At 70.7% G+C, this 15950-nt stretch carries 17 protein-coding genes and 1 pseudogene; 9 read left to right on the top strand and 9 right to left on the bottom strand.

All coding sequences use genetic code 11. The features are described from left to right. The first annotated feature begins 6 nt into the window (after positions 1–6). The 4 genes from GVV04_RS27805 (at position 7) to GVV04_RS27790 (ending at position 3937) form a co-directional block, all read left to right on the top strand. Entirely contained in the window at positions 7–1089 is a 1083-nt protein-coding gene (locus GVV04_RS27805; protein ID WP_161692022.1) for a DNA polymerase III subunit beta family protein, read from the top strand. Between the two features lie 176 nt (positions 1090–1265). Next, positions 1266–2552: a serine--tRNA ligase gene (gene serS / locus GVV04_RS27800; RefSeq protein ID WP_161691950.1), complete on the top strand. Its 1287-nt coding sequence runs from the start codon at positions 1266–1268 to the stop codon at positions 2550–2552. Between the two features lie 254 nt (positions 2553–2806). Continuing rightward, complete coding sequence (locus GVV04_RS27795) at positions 2807–2956, top strand: hypothetical protein (protein ID WP_161691949.1); 150 nt, start codon at positions 2807–2809, stop codon at positions 2954–2956. 78 nt (positions 2957–3034) lie between these two features. Next, positions 3035–3937: a L,D-transpeptidase gene (locus GVV04_RS27790; protein ID WP_161691948.1), complete on the top strand. Its 903-nt coding sequence runs from the start codon at positions 3035–3037 to the stop codon at positions 3935–3937. A 6-nt stretch (positions 3938–3943) separates the two neighbouring features. On the opposite strand, the gene GVV04_RS27785 is transcribed toward GVV04_RS27790, so the two are convergent. From GVV04_RS27785 to GVV04_RS27760, 6 genes are all read right to left on the bottom strand, one after another. After that, positions 3944–4567, bottom strand: coding sequence for a response regulator transcription factor (locus GVV04_RS27785; protein ID WP_161691947.1), 624 nt, complete (start codon positions 4565–4567; stop codon positions 3944–3946). Continuing rightward, entirely contained in the window at positions 4564–5697 is a 1134-nt protein-coding gene (locus tag GVV04_RS34610; RefSeq protein WP_161691945.1) for a sensor histidine kinase, read from the bottom strand. The genes GVV04_RS27785 and GVV04_RS34610 overlap by 4 nt, the downstream gene beginning before the upstream one ends. A gap of 33 nt (positions 5698–5730) precedes the next feature. Beyond that, positions 5731–6534: an ABC transporter permease gene (locus GVV04_RS27775; RefSeq protein WP_201754245.1), complete on the bottom strand. Its 804-nt coding sequence runs from the start codon at positions 6532–6534 to the stop codon at positions 5731–5733. Position 6535: 1 nt separating this feature from the next. Then, a complete protein-coding gene (locus GVV04_RS27770; RefSeq protein WP_161691943.1) occupies positions 6536–7480 on the bottom strand; it encodes an ABC transporter ATP-binding protein in 945 nt (314 codons plus the stop codon). A 93-nt stretch (positions 7481–7573) separates the two neighbouring features. After that, the gene (locus GVV04_RS27765; protein WP_161691942.1) at positions 7574–7828 is read right to left on the bottom strand and encodes a hypothetical protein; all 255 of its coding nucleotides are present in this window, start codon (positions 7826–7828) and stop codon (positions 7574–7576) included. Then, positions 7825–8091 carry a DivIVA domain-containing protein gene (locus tag GVV04_RS27760; protein WP_328822602.1) on the bottom strand — a complete coding sequence of 89 codons (267 nt, stop codon included), beginning with the start codon at positions 8089–8091 and terminating at the stop codon, positions 7825–7827. Before GVV04_RS27760 ends, GVV04_RS27765 begins: the two co-directional genes overlap by 4 nt. Here GVV04_RS27760 and GVV04_RS27755 point away from each other — a divergent pair. Further along, a pseudogene (locus GVV04_RS27755) lies at positions 8087–8743 on the top strand (DUF5753 domain-containing protein); the annotation flags it as partial. The gene GVV04_RS27760 and the pseudogene GVV04_RS27755 overlap by 5 nt on opposite strands. Then, entirely contained in the window at positions 8736–8933 is a 198-nt protein-coding gene (locus GVV04_RS27750) for a DUF397 domain-containing protein (protein WP_161691940.1), read from the top strand. The pseudogene GVV04_RS27755 and the gene GVV04_RS27750, both read left to right, overlap by 8 nt. 9 nt (positions 8934–8942) lie before the next feature. On the opposite strand, the gene GVV04_RS27745 is transcribed toward GVV04_RS27750, so the two are convergent. Further along, on the bottom strand, positions 8943–10043 hold the full coding sequence (locus GVV04_RS27745) for an IS630 family transposase (protein ID WP_161691939.1): 1101 nt from the start codon (positions 10041–10043) through the stop codon (positions 8943–8945). A 419-nt stretch (positions 10044–10462) separates the two neighbouring features. Beyond that, the gene (tnpC, locus tag GVV04_RS27740; RefSeq protein WP_407938843.1) at positions 10463–11776 is read right to left on the bottom strand and encodes an IS66 family transposase; all 1314 of its coding nucleotides are present in this window, start codon (positions 11774–11776) and stop codon (positions 10463–10465) included. A gap of 551 nt (positions 11777–12327) precedes the next feature. On the opposite strand from tnpC, the gene GVV04_RS27735 reads away from it, so the two are divergent. From GVV04_RS27735 to GVV04_RS27725, 3 genes are all read left to right on the top strand, one after another. After that, on the top strand, positions 12328–12909 hold the full coding sequence (locus GVV04_RS27735; RefSeq protein ID WP_161691937.1) for a TetR/AcrR family transcriptional regulator: 582 nt from the start codon (positions 12328–12330) through the stop codon (positions 12907–12909). 306 nt (positions 12910–13215) lie between these two features. Beyond that, complete coding sequence (locus GVV04_RS27730) at positions 13216–14571, top strand: MFS transporter (protein ID WP_201754244.1); 1356 nt, start codon at positions 13216–13218, stop codon at positions 14569–14571. Between the two features lie 111 nt (positions 14572–14682). Continuing rightward, complete coding sequence (locus tag GVV04_RS27725) at positions 14683–15444, top strand: SDR family NAD(P)-dependent oxidoreductase (protein ID WP_161691934.1); 762 nt, start codon at positions 14683–14685, stop codon at positions 15442–15444. 266 nt (positions 15445–15710) lie between these two features. Here GVV04_RS27725 and GVV04_RS27720 read toward each other — a convergent pair whose 3' ends face one another. Beyond that, positions 15711–15872, bottom strand: a complete 162-nt coding sequence (locus GVV04_RS27720) for a hypothetical protein (RefSeq protein WP_161691932.1) — start codon at positions 15870–15872, stop codon at positions 15711–15713. Positions 15873–15950: the final 78 nt, after the last annotated feature.

Genomic DNA, 15950 nt, shown 5'->3' with positions numbered 1-15950 from the left:
AGCGAACTGCACAGCATCGGCGAGCTGGCCCGGGCCAGCGGGCTGACGATCAGCGCCCTGCGGTTCTACGACCGCTCCGGGGTGCTGGTGCCGGCCCTGGTCGACCCGGTCACCGGCTACCGCTGGTACGCCGACGAGCAGGTGGTCCCGGCCCGGCTGGTGGCCGGGCTGCGCCGGGTCGGAATGCCGCTGGCGGAGATCGCCGCCGCGGTCCGGCACCGCGCCGAGCCGGCCGTGCTGGGCCGACTGCTCGACGCGCACCTGCGACGGCTGGAGGACGGTCTCGCCGACGCCCGCCGTGAGCTCTCCCGCGTCCGCGCCCTGATCGACCCCGAGGAGAACCCGATGACCACCGCTCTTGCCCTGTCCCGCGTCGACCTCGCCGCCGCGATCGACGCCGTCCGCTTCGCCATCGGCGCCGACCCCGAGCTGCCGGTGCTGTCGGCCGTCCTGTTCGAGGTCGAGGACGACGGCGTACGCCTCGTCGCCACCGACCGGCACCGGCTGGCGGTGTCCCGGGTGTCCGGCCGGGTCGACGGCCCCCCGGTACGGGCGCTCGTCCCCGTGGACCTCGTCGACCGGGTCCGGGCGCTGCTGGACGCCGACGCCGGCAGCGACGCCGAGGCGGAGCTGCGGCTCGACGGGTCCGCCGTCACCGTCATCGTCGCCGGCCGGGAGGCCACCGGCACCGCGCTGCCGTACGACTTCCCGGACTACCGGCGGCTGCTGCACGGGCACGTCACGGGCGTTCCGACGTACCGGATCCCGGTGGACGTGCCGGCGCTGCGCGCGGCGCTGAGCGGCGCGGCGCCGGCACTGGTGCGCGAACACGAGGGCGTGGCCGTGCCGGTGACCGTGCTGGGCCTGGACGACCGGGGCGCGCTGCGGGTCCTCGACGGTGACGCGCTGGCCGGCGGCGACCCGGGCGCGGTGCGGATCGGGGTCAACGGGCGGTACCTGCTCGACGCCCTGGACGCGGGCGACCGGGGCCAGCTCGTGCTGGAGCTGGACGGGCCGATCGCCCCGCTGGCCGTGCGCCGACCCGACGACGCCGACGCGTTCTCGATCCTGATGCCGATCCGCCTCTGACCGAGGGCCCGGAAGGGCCACCGCGACTGCGGTGCGTCTGTTGTCGCTCGGGCGGCCACAGACGCACCCGTTGCGGGTAACGGCGGGCGGCGGGCGGCGGGTCCGGTGGCAGGCGGCAGCGACGGTAGCATCGGGGTCTTACCTGACCACCCCCGGACGGAGGCGTACGGAGCAGCATGCTCGACATGGAGTTGATCCGGAAGGATCGCGAGGCGGTGGCGACCGCGCTGGCGAAGCGACTGGATCCCGCCGAGGTCAACCGGGCGCTGGACGAGATCCAGCGGCTCGACCAGGAACGTCGCGCCCTCATCACGGAGATCGACGCCGAGCGGCAGCGCCGCAAGGCGGACGCCCGGGCGTACGCGGCGGCGAAGCGGGCCGGCACCACGCCGGAGAGCGTCGCCCCGGAGGCGGAGCGCAAGCAGCTCTCCGAGTTGGAGTCCCAGCTCGACGAGGTGCAGTCCCGGCTGCGCGACCAGATGAGCGAGCTGCCCAACCTGCCCGCCGACGACGTGGTCGCCGGCGGTAAGGAGGCCAACCAGGTCGTGAAGACCTTCGGCCAGCCGCCGGCCATCGAGAAGGTCCGCGACCACGTCGAGCTGTCCCGGTCGCTGGGCCTGGTCGACTACGAGCGGGGCGTCAAGCTCGGCGGCTCCGGCTTCTGGATCTACACCGGTCAGGGCGCCCGGCTGGAGTGGGCGCTGATCAACTGGTTCATCGACCGGCACATCGCGGCGGGGTACGAGTTCCTCCTCCCGCCGCACCTGCTGCTGGACAGCGTCGGGTTCGCCTCCGGGCAGTTCCCCAAGTTCTACGACGACGTCTACCGCCTGGACCGGGAGTCCGCCCCGCGCGGGCAGTTCCTGCTGCCCACGGCGGAGACGGCGCTGCTGGGGACGTATCAGGACGAGATCCTGGAAACCCCGAAGCTGCCGCTGAAGACGTTCGCGTACACCCCCTGCTACCGACGCGAGTCGGCCGGGTCGCACTCCGACGAGCGGGGCACCGTGCGGGGCCACCAGTTCAACAAGGTGGAGATCTTCCAGTTCACCCTGCCGGAGCAGGCGGACGCGGCGCTGGAGGAGATGCTCGGCCACGCGGAGAGCCTGGTCGAAGGGCTGGGCCTGCACTACCAGCGCACCCTGCTGTCGGCCGGCGACGCCAGCGCGTCGATGAAGAAGACCCTCGACATCGAGGTGTGGATGCCGAGCACCGGAAAGTACAAGGAGGTGTCGTCGGTCTCCTGGGCCGGCGACTACCAGGCCCGTCGGGCGGCGATCCGGTACCGGGAGCCGGGCGGCAAGCAGACCCGGTTCGTGCACACCCTCAACGGCTCGGCGCTGGCCACCAGCCGGCTGTTCCCGGCGATCCTGGAGCAGTTCCAGCAGCCCGACGGCTCGGTGCTGGTGCCAGAGGTGCTCCGCGACCGAGTGGGCACCGACCGCCTCACGCCCCTCCACTGACGCCCACGCCGGGGCGGCACCCCACCGCCCCGGCCCCGGCCCACCCCACACCCCCCACCCCACACCCGTTCGCACTTTCACGGAAAGAGTGGTCATTCCGGCCGGGATGGCCACTCTTTCCGTGAAAGTGCGCGGGGCGGCGGCGGCGGTGGCGGTGGGGTGCGGTATTTGTCGGGGCCGTAACTGCAAGATCGCGGGGCTCAGGAGTGTCCTGAGCACCAGGGGCGGCCGGTCAGGGCGGCGGCGCTGCCGGGGTGGGTCTGCGCGGCGACGTCATCCACGGCGACTTCTCGGGTGGGGCGTGCAGTGGCCCGGTGATCACCGTGGACGCGAGCGGCTGGTTCGCCGCGGGCGTCGCGGCCCACGACGCGATCGCCATCCACGTCGGCGCCAAGCTGAGCTGAGCTGAGCAGGAGGGGCCTCTCCGGGCGCATTTCGCACAGGAGGGGGCCCCACCCCGGCCACGTGGTTACAGTTCATTTGTGCTGTTTGCCCGATTGACCTCCCGGTGGGTGCTCGGCTGGCTGGCCGCCGCGCTCGGCGTACCGCTGCTGCTGGCCACCGCGTTGCTCGCCGGCCGGGCCCTGACCCCCGACCCGGTCCGCCCGCTCCCGCCCGCCGCCGCCCCCACCGGGGACGCCGCGCCCACCAGCGCCGCCGCGCCCACCGACGAGCCGGTCCCGGCGGCGGCCCCCGCACCCGCCACCCTGCCGGTCGTCGACTACGACCCGGCACCCGCCGGCTTCCCGGCCGACCCCCGCCCGCTGGACGCCACCCCGCTCACCGAGGGGCTGCGACCGAGCCGGAAGATCGCCGCGTACGACGCGCCCGGCGGCCGGCCGCTGGCCTTCCTCGCCCCCACCATCAACGGCGTCGAGTTGACCATGCCGATCGTCGAGCGCCGGACCGGCTGGACGGCGGTGCTGCTGCCCTCGGCCAACCGGCGGCTCGCCTGGCTGCCGCCCGGCGACGACCGTGGCGTCGTGCCGCTGCGCGACCAGATCGTGGTGGAGCGCCGGCAGCACCGGCTCACCTGGCACCGGGACGGCCGGGCGGTGAAGTCGTGGCCGGTCAGCCTCGGCATGCCGGGCCAGTCCACCCCGCTCGGCCGCACCTTCGTCCTCGGCCGCACGCCCCCGCCCGAGGCGGTGTACGGCGGCGTGGACGTCTACGCCCTCGGCGCGATCCCCGACGACCCGGACGCCGTGCCGGCCGGGCTGCGCGGCGCGCACATCGGCGTACACAGCTGGCACAACGACGACACCCTCGGCGAGAACGTCACCAACGGCTGCATCCGGCTGACCCGCAGCGGCCAGCGCCAACTCCTCGCCGAGGTCCCGCCCGGCACCGGCGTGCTGGTAGTCGACGCCCTGCCCACCCCGTGAACCCGGTCAGTCGCCGAGCAGCCAGCCATTCTGCTCGGCGATGTGGACGGCGGTGGTGCGGTTGCGGGCGCCGGTCTTGCCGATCGCCGCCGACAGGTGGTTGCGTACCGTTCCCTCGGACAGGTGCAGGGCCGCCGCCAGGTCGGCGACCGTGCCACCGCCCCGGGCCGCGCGCAGCACCTCGGTCTCCCGCCCGGTCAGCGGGCTCGCCCCGGTGGCCAGGGTCTCCGCCGCCAGCGTCGGGTCGACCACCCTCAGCCCGGCGTGCACCCGGCGGACCGCGTCGGCGAGCTGCCGGGCCGGGGTGTCCTTGACCACGAAGCCGTTCGCGCCGGCCTCCATCGCCCGACGTAGGTAGCCGGGACGGCCGAACGTGGTCACCACCAGCACCCGACAGCTGGGCAGCGCGGCCCGCAGCGCGGCGGTGGCGGCGATCCCGTCCAGCCCCGGCATTTCCACGTCGAGCAGCGCCACGTCCGGGCCGGCGCGTCGGGCCGCATCCACCACCTCGTCGCCCCGCCCCACCTCGGCGACCACGTCGAGGTCAGGCTCCAGCGAGAGCAGCGCGGCGAGCGCACCTCGGACCAGCGCCTGATCATCAGCGAGCAGCAGCCGGATCGGGGCGCTCACCGGGCCGCCCCCGCCGGCACGGACACCCGGAGCAGGAACCCTGAGCCGTCCGGACGCCGGCCCTGGGTGACCGTGCCGTCGAGCCGGCTGGTCCGCTCGCGCAGCCCGAACAGCCCGTGCCCGGCGGCGGCATCCACCTCGGACGGCCCGTGCCCATCGTCGGCGATCTCAACCCGGTCCGGGTGGACCAGGATCACGCACCGCCGTGCGCCGCTGTGCCGTACCACGTTGGTCACTCCCTCCCGGACCGCCCAGCCGAACAGCTCCTCCCGCGCCGCCGGCAACTCCGGCAGGTCGTCCGGCAGGTCACCGACGATGCCCGCCGCGGCCAGCGCCGACCGGGCGCCGGCCAGTTCGGCGGTCAAACTGATCTCCCGGTACGCCCCGACGGTGCGCCGCACGTCGGCGAGCGCCTGCCGGGCCAGCCGCTCGACGTCGGCGATCTCGGTTGCGGCGCGGGCCGGGTCCAGCTCCAGCAGCCGTCCGGCCAGCTCCGCCTTGACCGCCACCACGGTCAGCGAGTGCCCGAGGATGTCGTGCAGGTCGCGGGCGGTGCGGACGCGTTCCTCGGCGACTGCGAGCCGGCCGATCTCGGTCTGCGCGGCCCGCAGCTCGCCGTTGCGCTGGGCCAGCCGGCTCACCCCGAACATGGCGAAGGAGGCGAGCAGCACCGCGAAGGCGACCGTGCTCTGCGTCTCCCAGCCGGGAACCAGCGCGGCGGCGACCGGCGGGGTCAGCGCGGACAGCGCGACCACCACCACGGCGTCCACCAACGGCAGCATGAACACCGCCGCCGCGGCGACGAAGACCAGGGTGGCCAGCGAGTCCCCCTCGGTGCCGGGGATGCCGGCCAGGCCGAGGCCGACCAGCAGCGCCACGTACGCCCGGGCCCGGCCGGCGGGGATCGGGTGCTCCTGCTGCAGGCCTCGTGCCCACTGGAAGATCAGCACGTAGAGCACGCCGAAGACGACCAGGGTCGACACGCCCACCGCCCGCCGCCACGGTTGCGCCTGGTGCAGGGCGGTGACCAGCGGGATGTTGAGGAAGAAGAGCCAGACCCCGGCAAGCAGCCAGCCGGTGACCCGCCAGCGGAGGGTCACCGGCCACGGCCGGCCGGGCGGAAGGTCCACCCGGTACACGCTAGTCCTCGCCGGGGCCGGTGCTCAGACCCGTTGGGTGTCGCGGCGGAACAGCCAGGCGGCGCCGAGGGCGAAGACCGCCGCCCAGCCGAGCACGTTGGCGAACACCCCGACGCTCACCGGGTCTCCGGTCAGCGGTGCCCGGGCCAGCTGGCCCACCCCCCAGACCGGGGTGAACTCGGCGATCCGCTGCAACGCGTGGGGCAGCATCTCCAGGGGCATGAACAGGCCGCCGAACATGGCGAGCAGGGCGAGGACCGGGCCCATGAACTGCATGACGTTCTCCGCCGGGCCGAGGTAGCCGATGAGCAGCCCCAGCGCGGAGAAGACCAGCGAGCCGAGCCAGGTGGCCAGCCCGGCCAGCAGCCAGACGTACGCCGGCAGCCGGACCCCGGCGGCGGCACCGACCGCGAACTCGACCACCACCGCCACCAGGCCGAGAATCATGGCGGTGGCGACCTTCGTCGCGACGTACGCGGCCGGGCGCAGCGGGGTGAGCCGGAGCTGACGGCTCCACCCCAGGGCGCGTTCGGTGGCCACCGCCGCGCCTGCGCTGGTGGTGGCGACCATCGCCCCGTAGACGGCGAGGCTGACCATGATCCAGGCGAGCACCTGCCGGCCGTTGGGCAGCAGCTCGCCGCGCTGCGGGAGCCCGAACAGCAGGAAGAAGACCGCCGGCATCACCATGGTGAAGATCAGGGTCCGGCGGTTGCGCAGTATCCGGCGCATCTCGATCAGCAGCACCGCCGGGGAGAAGCCGCCGAGGGCGGGTGGCCGACGGTCCATCGTCGACGCAATGGCGGGGGTGGTGAGGGTCGAGGTGGTCATCTCAGGCTCCGATGGTCGCGGGGGCGGTCAGCGCGGGCGCGGGGGCGGTCGGGTGGCCCCCGGCGGTGGTCAATGCGAGGAAGGCGTCCTCGAGGTTGTGGGAGGTGATCTCCACGTCCCGGGCGGCGGTGCGGGTGAGCAGGTGCCGCGCGACGGCGTCCGAGTCGCCGGTGCGGATCAGCACGGAGTCGCCGCGTACCTCGACGGTTTCGGCCCCCGGCAGCGCCGCGAGCCCGGCCTGGTCGGCGCCGGGCAGGGTGGCCCGCACGGTGCGCCCGGCGGCCAGGTTCTTGATCTCGGCGGTGGTGCCGTCGGCGACCACCCGGCCCTGCCGGACCAGCACGATCCGGTCCGCGTACGCGTCGGCCTCGTCCAGATAGTGGGTGGCGAAGATGATGGTCCGCCCGGACCGGGCGTCGGCCCGGATCGCCTGCCAGAAGTCCCGTCGACCCTCGACGTCCATCCCGGTGGTGGGCTCGTCGAGGACCATCACGTCCGGGTCGGGCAGCAGGGCCAGCGCGAACCGCAGCCGCTGCTGCTGGCCGCCGGAGCACTTGCCGACCGGGCGGTCGGCCAGGTCGGCGATCCCGGCCCGCTCCAGCACCTCGGCGACCGGCCGGGTCCGGCCGAAGAAGTGGGCGGTCATCCGGACAGTCTCGGCGACGGTGAGATCCTTGAGCAGGCCGCCGCTCTGCATGACGGCGGCGACCCGGCCGTACCGGACGGCGTCGGCGGGGGTGCCGCCGAGGAGCCGGACCTCCCCGGCGTCCGGGCGGGCCAGACCGAGCAGCATGTCGATCGTGGTGGTCTTGCCGGCGCCGTTGGGGCCGAGGAACGCCACCACCTCACCGGCGTGGACGGTCAGGTCGAGACCGTCGACGGCGGTCACCGGTCCGAAGCTCTTGCGGAGGCCGGTCAGCTCGACGGCCGGGTGCGTACTGGTCATACGAGAATGTTGCGGCCGCCGCGCCGTCCGCTCCCCGACCGCTCGTCACCTTCCCCCCATGACAAATGTCAGGCCCGCCGAGTAGGCCGACGCTCACCGCCACGGATGCCGGCGGGAGCACTCGCCATCGTGGTCAGGCCGGAGCAGGCACCGCCGGCCGCCGGACAGGAGCCGGTCGCAGAAGACCCAGTGGGGTACGTTCTGGTCGTCCTCGGCCGAGACGGTGGTGCCGCCCGGTTCGGTCTGCGGCAGGACGTGGGTCCAGTGCGCCACCACCCGGGCGAGCCGCTGGGCGGAGACGATGTCGTTGGCGACCACCGGCAGGTGGATGACGAAGCGTTCGCTCATCGGCCCCACTCCCGTTCGTTTCGGACGTGCGCCCGCTCGGACTGCAGGTGACACAGCGCGAGCTTGATCCGGCTGGTCTCCCGCCGGCTCTGCGCGAGCGCTTCGTAGACGGCGGCCAGGTCACCGGCGAGCCGGTCGAGGAACTCCCCCACCTCCTGCGGGTCGAGCCCGCGCCGGCCGAGCGGGGTCGGCCGGAACCGCTGCTCGCGCACCTGCCAGGGCAGCAGCGGACGGTAGGTCGCCGAGCGGTGGCCGACCGCCACCCGCGAAAACAAGAACTGGTGGCACGACTACATCGGTTCCGGTCTGCCACGCTGGTTCCAGCTCTACATCGGGCTTGAAGCTGCCGCATCCAGCATCAGGCAGTACGAGGCCGAGCTGATACCCGGCCTGCTTCAGACCCGTGCCTACGCCGAGCAGGTTCTCAAACTCCCCAGCGGCGGGATCGACACCAGCGACAACGAGACACAGCAGCGCGCCGTCCAGCTCCGGGTGGAGCGACAGGCGCTGCTCACCCGGTTCTCCCCGCCACAACTCGGCGTGATTATCAACGAGGCCGTGCTGCGCCGCCCCGTTGGAGGCAACGCGATCATGGCAGAGCAGCTTCGCCAAATCTTGAAAGCCGCAGAGCTACCGAACGTAACCGTCCGGGTGATGGATTTTTCTGCCGGGCTACACGCCGGGATGACGGCTGGAGGCTTCTCGATGCTGGAGTTCCCACAGGACGGCAACGGCAGGGAAACGGAGCCGCCGGTGGCCTACCTGGAATCTGCGACAGGGGCGATCTACCTCGACAAGCCGCACGAGACGGCTGTCTATAATTCCATCTGGGTCGACATGACGGGCCATGTCCTCAACGAGTCCCGGTCAACAAGCCTGATCCAGCAAGTCGCAGAGGAGTACTCCCGTGCCTGACCTGACCAGTGCCGTCTGGCGCAAGTCGAGCCGAAGTAACGCTGGCGGCAACTGCGTCGAGGTCGCCGACAACCTCCCAGACGTCGTCGGGCTCCGCGACAGCAAGGACCCGGCCGGCCCTGCTCTGACCTTCACCCCTACAGCCTGGGTCACCTTCGTCCGAGCCGCGAAGGGCAACTTGATTCGCTAGTGTTCTGTCTCAGTTTTGACTAGCCGCTTGCTGGAGGGCGACGCGTCCACGTCGGACCTTGGCGAGGATCGACTCGGCGGTCGCGGTCCACAGGAACGGTTTCGGGTCGTCGTTGTGTACGCGCAGGTAGTCCTCGATCGCGGCGACGAGGTCGGCGACGCTGTGGAACACTCCGCGGCGGATCATCTTGTCGGTCAGCTCACCGAACCAGCGCTCGACCATGTTCAGCCAGGATGAGCTCGTCGGGGTGAAGTGCAGGTGGAAGCGGGGATGCTTGGCCAGCCACGCCTTGACGTTGGGGTGGGTGTGGGTGCCGTAGTTGTCGACGATCATGTGGATCTGCAGCTTGCGGGGCACCGTGGTATCGATGGTGCGCAGGAACCGCAGGAACTCGTCGTGGCGGTGCCGGGCGAAGCACTTGCCGATCACCTTGCCGGTCAACACGTCCAACGCCGCGAACAAAGTCGTGGTGCCGTGCCGCTTGTAATCGTGGGTCATCGTGCCGGCCCGCCCAGGCTTGAGCGGCAAACTCGGCTGCGTGCGATCGAGGGCCTGGATCTGCGACTTCTCGTCCATGCACAAGACCACCGCCTTGTCCGGCGGGTTCAGGTACAACCCGACGACGTCGACGAGCTTCTCCTCGAACCGCTTGTCGTTCGACAGCTTGAACGTCTCCACCAGGTGCGGCTTGAGCCCACGCGCGTCCCACACCCGCTGCACGGTCGCCTTCGACACGCCGACCTTCGCCGCCATCGACCGACACGACCAGTGCGTCGCCCCCTCGGGCCGCGAATGCAACGTCAACTCCACGATCTGATCGATCACCGCCTGCGGGATCGACGCCTTACGACCCCGCCCCGCCGCCACCTTGCCCAGATCGGCGAGCCCACGCGCGGTGAACTCCGCCCGCCACGCCCGCACCGTCATCCGAGTCACCCCGACCAGCACAGCGATCTCGGTGTTGGACACCCCGCCAGCCGCATGCAGCAGCACCTGCGCCCGCCGCACCAGACGATGCTCCGCAGTCCGCGACCTCGCCACCGACTCCAACAGCTCACGCTGACCCGGATCAAGCACCAACGGCGCGGCAGCACGATTCACGACCAACATCCTACCAACCGGCTACCTATTTACGAGACAGAACACTAGTAGCGTCGGCCAGCGCAGCCTCCGAGGCGTCTCGAAGGCTGCGCGATGCCCCCGACGCGGCCTCGATGGCGGTCTCCGGCTGCAGCAAGAATCCGCACGTGGGACTGAGCGATCGACGCGACGTTTCAGGCGGAGAAGAAAGGCTCCTTCTGGTCCCCCCCACGGTCGAGCCCATCGCCGGTATCGTCAGGCGGCGACCTGGTCGGCCTTCGTCCTCTGAGTCAAGCGCGGAAATCTCAACGACTGGGTTCCCTCTTCCACCGGCTGAACCCGCCATGTTGTCGGGTCATCGGACAGCGCCCTCGGGGTAGAACCACTCGTCACACTCCTGCGAAACACTCATCTGGCCTCTGAGATGGAGGCCCCCCTGAGGTATCTGTTCAGCTTGAGTGGGTGGCTTCAGGTAGCCAGGGGCCGGTGGTGAACAGTTGTTTGAGTACGCCGAGGGCGTCCGTATCCTGCTTGGCGGCGGTGGAGAGGTAGGAGCGGATCCTGGCGAAGTCGGCCAGGCCTTGCAGGGTTCGCCAGCAGCCGGAGATCTTCTGTTGCAACTTGACCGGCCGGAGATCACGCTCGGCCTGGTTGTTCGTGAACGGAACGGCCAGGTCGATCACGAATCTCAGGATCATGTCCCGGTGGGTGTGGAAACGTTCGGCCAGTTTCCCAGCCCTGGATAACTCGCCGTCACGGTTGGGTAGATTCTGTTGCCGTCCGTAGGCGACCGCTCCGGCGTAGCAGGCCCGGATGTGGCTGATCTCGGCGACTTCCAGGGCGGTCCGGCCGTCGGCGACGGCCTTCTCGACCATCGTTTTCGCCATCAGCATCGTGTCGGCCATGACCTCGGCCCAGCTCTGCCCGTCCGGGTCGGGTTCGTACACACCTTTAAGGTCACGTAGCAGGTGGGCGCCGCACCAGGCGTGGTCGGCGTCGGTGAGGTGCCGGTAGGCGGCGTAGCCGTCCCGCACAAGGGCGCCGTCGAAGCCGGGTAGGACCCCGCCGGCGTCCACGTCGGCCCTACCCCGTCCGCCGGTGTGCAGCAGCGTCAACCCGGGAGTGCACGCGACGTGCACATATTTGCCGGCTCCGGCGGTCCGCGCGGGAGTCTCGTCGACGTGTAGGACCTTCTCCACGTGCAGGAGGGCTGCAAGGTAGGAGCAGAACGGGTCCAGGCGTCGGGCGGCCTCATGCACCACCGTGTGCACGAACCCGGTCGACACCCGCGCCCCGCACAGGTCGCCCAGCAGCCGGGCGACCCGCGCGTACGGCAGGAAGTGTGCCCCACGGGCATACACCACGGCGGCCTTCACCCCCGGCCCGTACTGAGCCCGACCAGTCACCCCCGGCGGCGGTGAGCCCTCGGTGACATGCCCACACCCACACCGCACCGCCACTATCTGATGTTCCGTGACGATCATTCCCGGCTCGGGCAGGTCGAACACCTGCCGCCGTTGACGGCCGAACACCACCGCATTGTCGAGATCCGCACCGCAGTCCGGGTTAGCGCACACCTCCGGCCGGTGGAGCACCGTGTGATCCGGATCCGCCACCAGGTTCAACGTCGATCCCGACGACCGTGGCTGCTTACCCGGTCGCCGTCTCCCGGCCCCGGACCCACGCGCCACCGGCCTGTCCAGCCCGTCAGACGACGGCGGCCTCGACGAATTCGACGAGTTCATCCCCAACCGGTGCCGCAACTCCGCGACCTGCCCCTAAAGCTGCTCGATCAACGCGGCCTGCGTCACGACCAGAGCGACAAGCTCCTCACGCGACAACGACTCCACATCAACCGACACGCCACCATCAACGAACATCGAACCCGAAAGTCACTCAGGCTGAACAGTTACTCTGAGTGATCTCGTTAGCAAGCCGGGATGCCGATACGGGACGAGGAACGGCGTGCTGTAGCGCTAGCGACGATGTGGGACCGCTTCCCCGAGTCGCCGAGCGAGTACGCCGGGTGTAAGGGCTACGGCCTTCACGTCATCTCGCCGTGTTCGCCGCGTTGCCTTTTGGCCGTTTTGCTGGTTTCGCTGGCCAGGGCAGATGAGCTGTCGAAGTCGAGTGGTTCGAGATCGTCCTCAGTCCTCGCTTGGCGGTTGCGGTCGTCGTAGAGGTCGGGGTAACACAACGGGTCGGGAGCCTCCTCACAGCCCAGACCGTCAGCGGCGGCCCAAGCGGTGCGACTTGCGGCGACGCGCCTCGACCTTTCTTGACCAGTCGATCTAGATACGGTTAGAGTTGAGCCGTGGCAAGGACCAAGGAGTTTGATCCGGATGCGGCACTGCGGGCGGCCCTCGACCTGTTCTGGGAGCGGGGGTACGAGGCGACCTCGATGGCCGACCTGGTCGAGCATCTGGGCGTGGCGCGAGCGAGCATCTACGCGACGTTCGGCAACAAGCACGATCTCTATCTCAAGGCGCTCGACCGGTACGGCGAGCTGGTCGACCCCGTCCTGCTGCGTGATCTGTCGCAGCCGGGTCCGGCGCTGCCGGCTGTACGGGCCCTCGTCGAGCGATACGCGTGCGAGGCCGGCGACGACAGCGGGCGTCGTGGCTGCTTCATCGTCAACACAGCCGTGGAGGTTGCGCCACATGATCGACAGGCGGCACGCCGTGTGACGGCAAGCTGGGATTACCTGGAAACCGCGCTGGCCTCTGCGTTGATCCGGGCGCAGGCCCAGGGTGAACTCGCCCCGGGCAAGGATCCCCGCGCGCTGGCCCGGCTTCTGCTCGTGCTGATGCAGGGCATTCGAGTGGTCGGCAAGATGTCGGCGGAGCCGCGGCGGCTGCGGGACGCCGCCACGCAGGCTCTGACCCTGCTCGACTGACGACGGGCCACCGAAGCGGGCCACTGATCGCGCGCATGCTCGCCAGAGCCGACATTCGTGCCCGGTGGCTCGGTGTCGACGTTCCTTCTCGACCTTGCGGTGTTGCCTCGTGCGCCGAAACTAGAACGATCAATCTCGAATGCTGGAGGGTGAGTGACGATGGCGACAACGGTCCCCGACGTACCGCCGGGCAGGCCCGGCGCGGCGGCGCACCGCCCTGGCCCGTGGCCGCGACGCGGTTACGAAGGTCAGGACGGCGGGCCGGGAAAGCCGGCGGTCGGCCCTGCCTTCGCGCTGCTCGGCACCGTGCAGACGACGCTGATCTTCACTATCACCGTTATCTCCGTACCGCTGCCGGTGATCGGCCGAGAGTGGGGACTGGGTCAGTCCAGCCTGGTCCTCCTCAGCGCCGCCTACGGGTTGTCCTTCAGCGGCCTGTTGCTCTTCGGTGGTCGGCTCACCGACCGGTGCGGCGGACGCCGGATGTTCACCGCCGGTCTCGTTGTCTTTGCCGCCGCCTCGATGGTGGCCGCACTTGCTCCCGGAAGTGCGGCCCTCACTGTCGCACGCTTCGCCCAGGGGGTGGGCGCCGCCCTCGTCGCGCCGGCAGCTGTCGCGGTGCTGCGACGGGTGTTTCCGGACCCCGTCGGCTATGGCCGAGCGATGGCGACCTGGGGCGGGTTGTCGGTACTCGGTGCGACGATGGGAAGTCTTTTCTCCGGGATCGTCGCTACCTGGTTGTCGTGGCGATGGATGTTGGCGGTTCCGCTGGTGGTCGCCGCGGTGGCGGCGGTGGTGACGCCGCGGTTGCTGCCCGCGGACACCCAGTACGGGCGGGCCCCGCTCGACCTGCCGGGCGCGTTGCTCGCCACTTCGGGAATCACGCTGCTCAGCTTCGGCCTGGTGGTGACCGGCGAACACGGGTGGACCTCGGCGATGGTGCTGGGCCCGCTGGCCGCGGGCCTGGTACTGCTGGGCGTGTTCGTCGCGGTCGAACTGTCCAGTGCCGATCCGCTCTTGCCGATGTCTTTCCTGGCTGATCTCCGGCGGGTGACCGCGCTGCTCGTGATCGCCCTGTCCGCGGCCGGAACCGCCGTCGTCTCCCTCCTACTGGTCCTGTACCTCCAGCAGATCCGAAACTGGACGCCGCTGCGTACCTCGATGGCGTTCCTCCCGTACGCGGTGGTTCTCGTCGTCATCGGGCGGCTGTCCGGGCGGCTCATCGCCCGCTGGGGAGCCCAACGGGTTACCTCCACAGGGCTCGCGCTGGCGGCCGGTGGTCTGCTGCTGCTGGCCGGTGTGGATCCGCACACCGGATACGGCCTCGGTCTGCTGCCTGGCCTCGTTCTCCTGCCGGCCGGAGTCGCGCTGTCTTTCTCCGCCGGGTCGGTGCTCGCGCTGTCCGACGTACGACCACGGCAAGCGGGGCTCGCCGGCGGCGTGCTGAACACGGCGATGGAGTTGGGACCAACGGCAGGCCTCGCCCTGCTGACCGCGCTCTCCACGGCGCGCACCACGCACCTCGAGACCGCCGGTGCCAGCCCACCGGACACGACCACCAGTGGGTACGCCTGGGCATTCGGCGCCGCCGGGTTCGCGTTCGCCGCACTGACCGCGGTCACTGCACTGACCGGGCGCACCCGCCCCCACCGGTCCGGCTGACGGACCACAACGACCTCGGCCGGCGACGGATCCCGCCGCCCCGGCCGATGGCGCTCTAGAGAGCGAACCGCACCAACACTACCGATCCGACACCCAGAAGGAGTCAACACCTTGACCGCACGATTCACCAGCAAGGTCGCCCTCGTCACCGGCGGCGGCGCAGGAATCGGCCAGGCCGTCGCACGAGCGTTCGCCCGCGAGCGAGCGGCCGTCGTCGTGGCGGGCCGCACGCTCGGCCCGCTTGACGAAACCGTCAAGCTCATCGAGGACGAGGGCGGCCGCGCCTCGGCCGTCACCGCCGATGTCACCCACTCGGCCGACCTGGCCCGGCTGGTGGCCGAGACCACCAGCCGGTACGGCGGGCTCGACATCGCGGTCAACAGCGCCGGCATCCTGGCTGCGGTTGGCCCGGTTGGCGATGTCGACGAGGAGCAGTGGCATCACCTCGTCGCGGTGAACCTCACCGGCACGCTGCTGTCCATGAAGCACGAAATCGCCCACATGCGAGCTAACGGCGGCGGCGTTATCGTCAACATCGCCTCGAACCTCGGTGCCCACGCCCGGCGCCCGGGGCTGGGCGCGTACGTCGCGACAAAGGCTGCGGTGAGTGCGCTGACCCGCAACGCCGCCCTGGACCATATCCGGGACGGGATCCGGATCAACAGCATCAGCCCCGGACCCATGGACACCGGGATGTCCCTCCTACCCGGGGAGAGCCCAGCCGACCGCGCCGACCGGATGGCAACACAGCTGCCGATCGGCCGCGTCGGCACCCTCGACGAGATCGCCGCAGCGGTGCTGTACCTGGCCTCGCCCGACGCCGGCTTCGCCGTCGGCACCGACATGGTGTTCGACGGGGGAGCCGCCGCGTAGTTCCACCCACCACCGCCCGCGCGGCTCAATCCATGGCGTGCGCGGGCGGTGCGCTCGGCCGACCTTCCACGGGACGCTCGACGAGTGGTCACTGGATAGGTTCGGCCGGCTGGGCGCCTTCCTCGCCGACCTGAGCGCCAGCAAGGGGTCCTCACCCCGCTGTTGCTCACCGCCAGCCGGCGGAAGCGGCGTGCGGCGGAAGCGGCGTGCGGCGGAATCCCGAAGGGCCTCCTCTCCAGATGGGAGTTGCTCGTGTTGTCGCAGCTTCAGCCGGGTGGATCCAGGTCGTCGTCTTCGCGGTCGTCGAGGTCGTTAACGGCGTTGAGCTGCAATGCTTCCTTCAACCAGGTCAGCTCGTCCCCGCCGAGCACGACGGTGGCCCACTGCCTGATGACCTGCCCGTCGTCGGCTTCGCCTCCCGTACTCATGGCCCTCATCTCGCTGATGTTGGTGGACAACGGAGATGCCCGCTGCGTGCGGGTTGCGGGTGACAGTCGGGAGGGCTT

This window comes from Micromonospora rubida (assembly GCF_009908295.1).
Classification (GTDB): Bacteria; Actinomycetota; Actinomycetes; order Mycobacteriales; family Micromonosporaceae; genus Micromonospora; species Micromonospora rubida.
The sequence above is the reverse complement of the archived record's forward strand: the minus strand, read 5'-3'. Positions and strand labels throughout refer to the sequence as shown.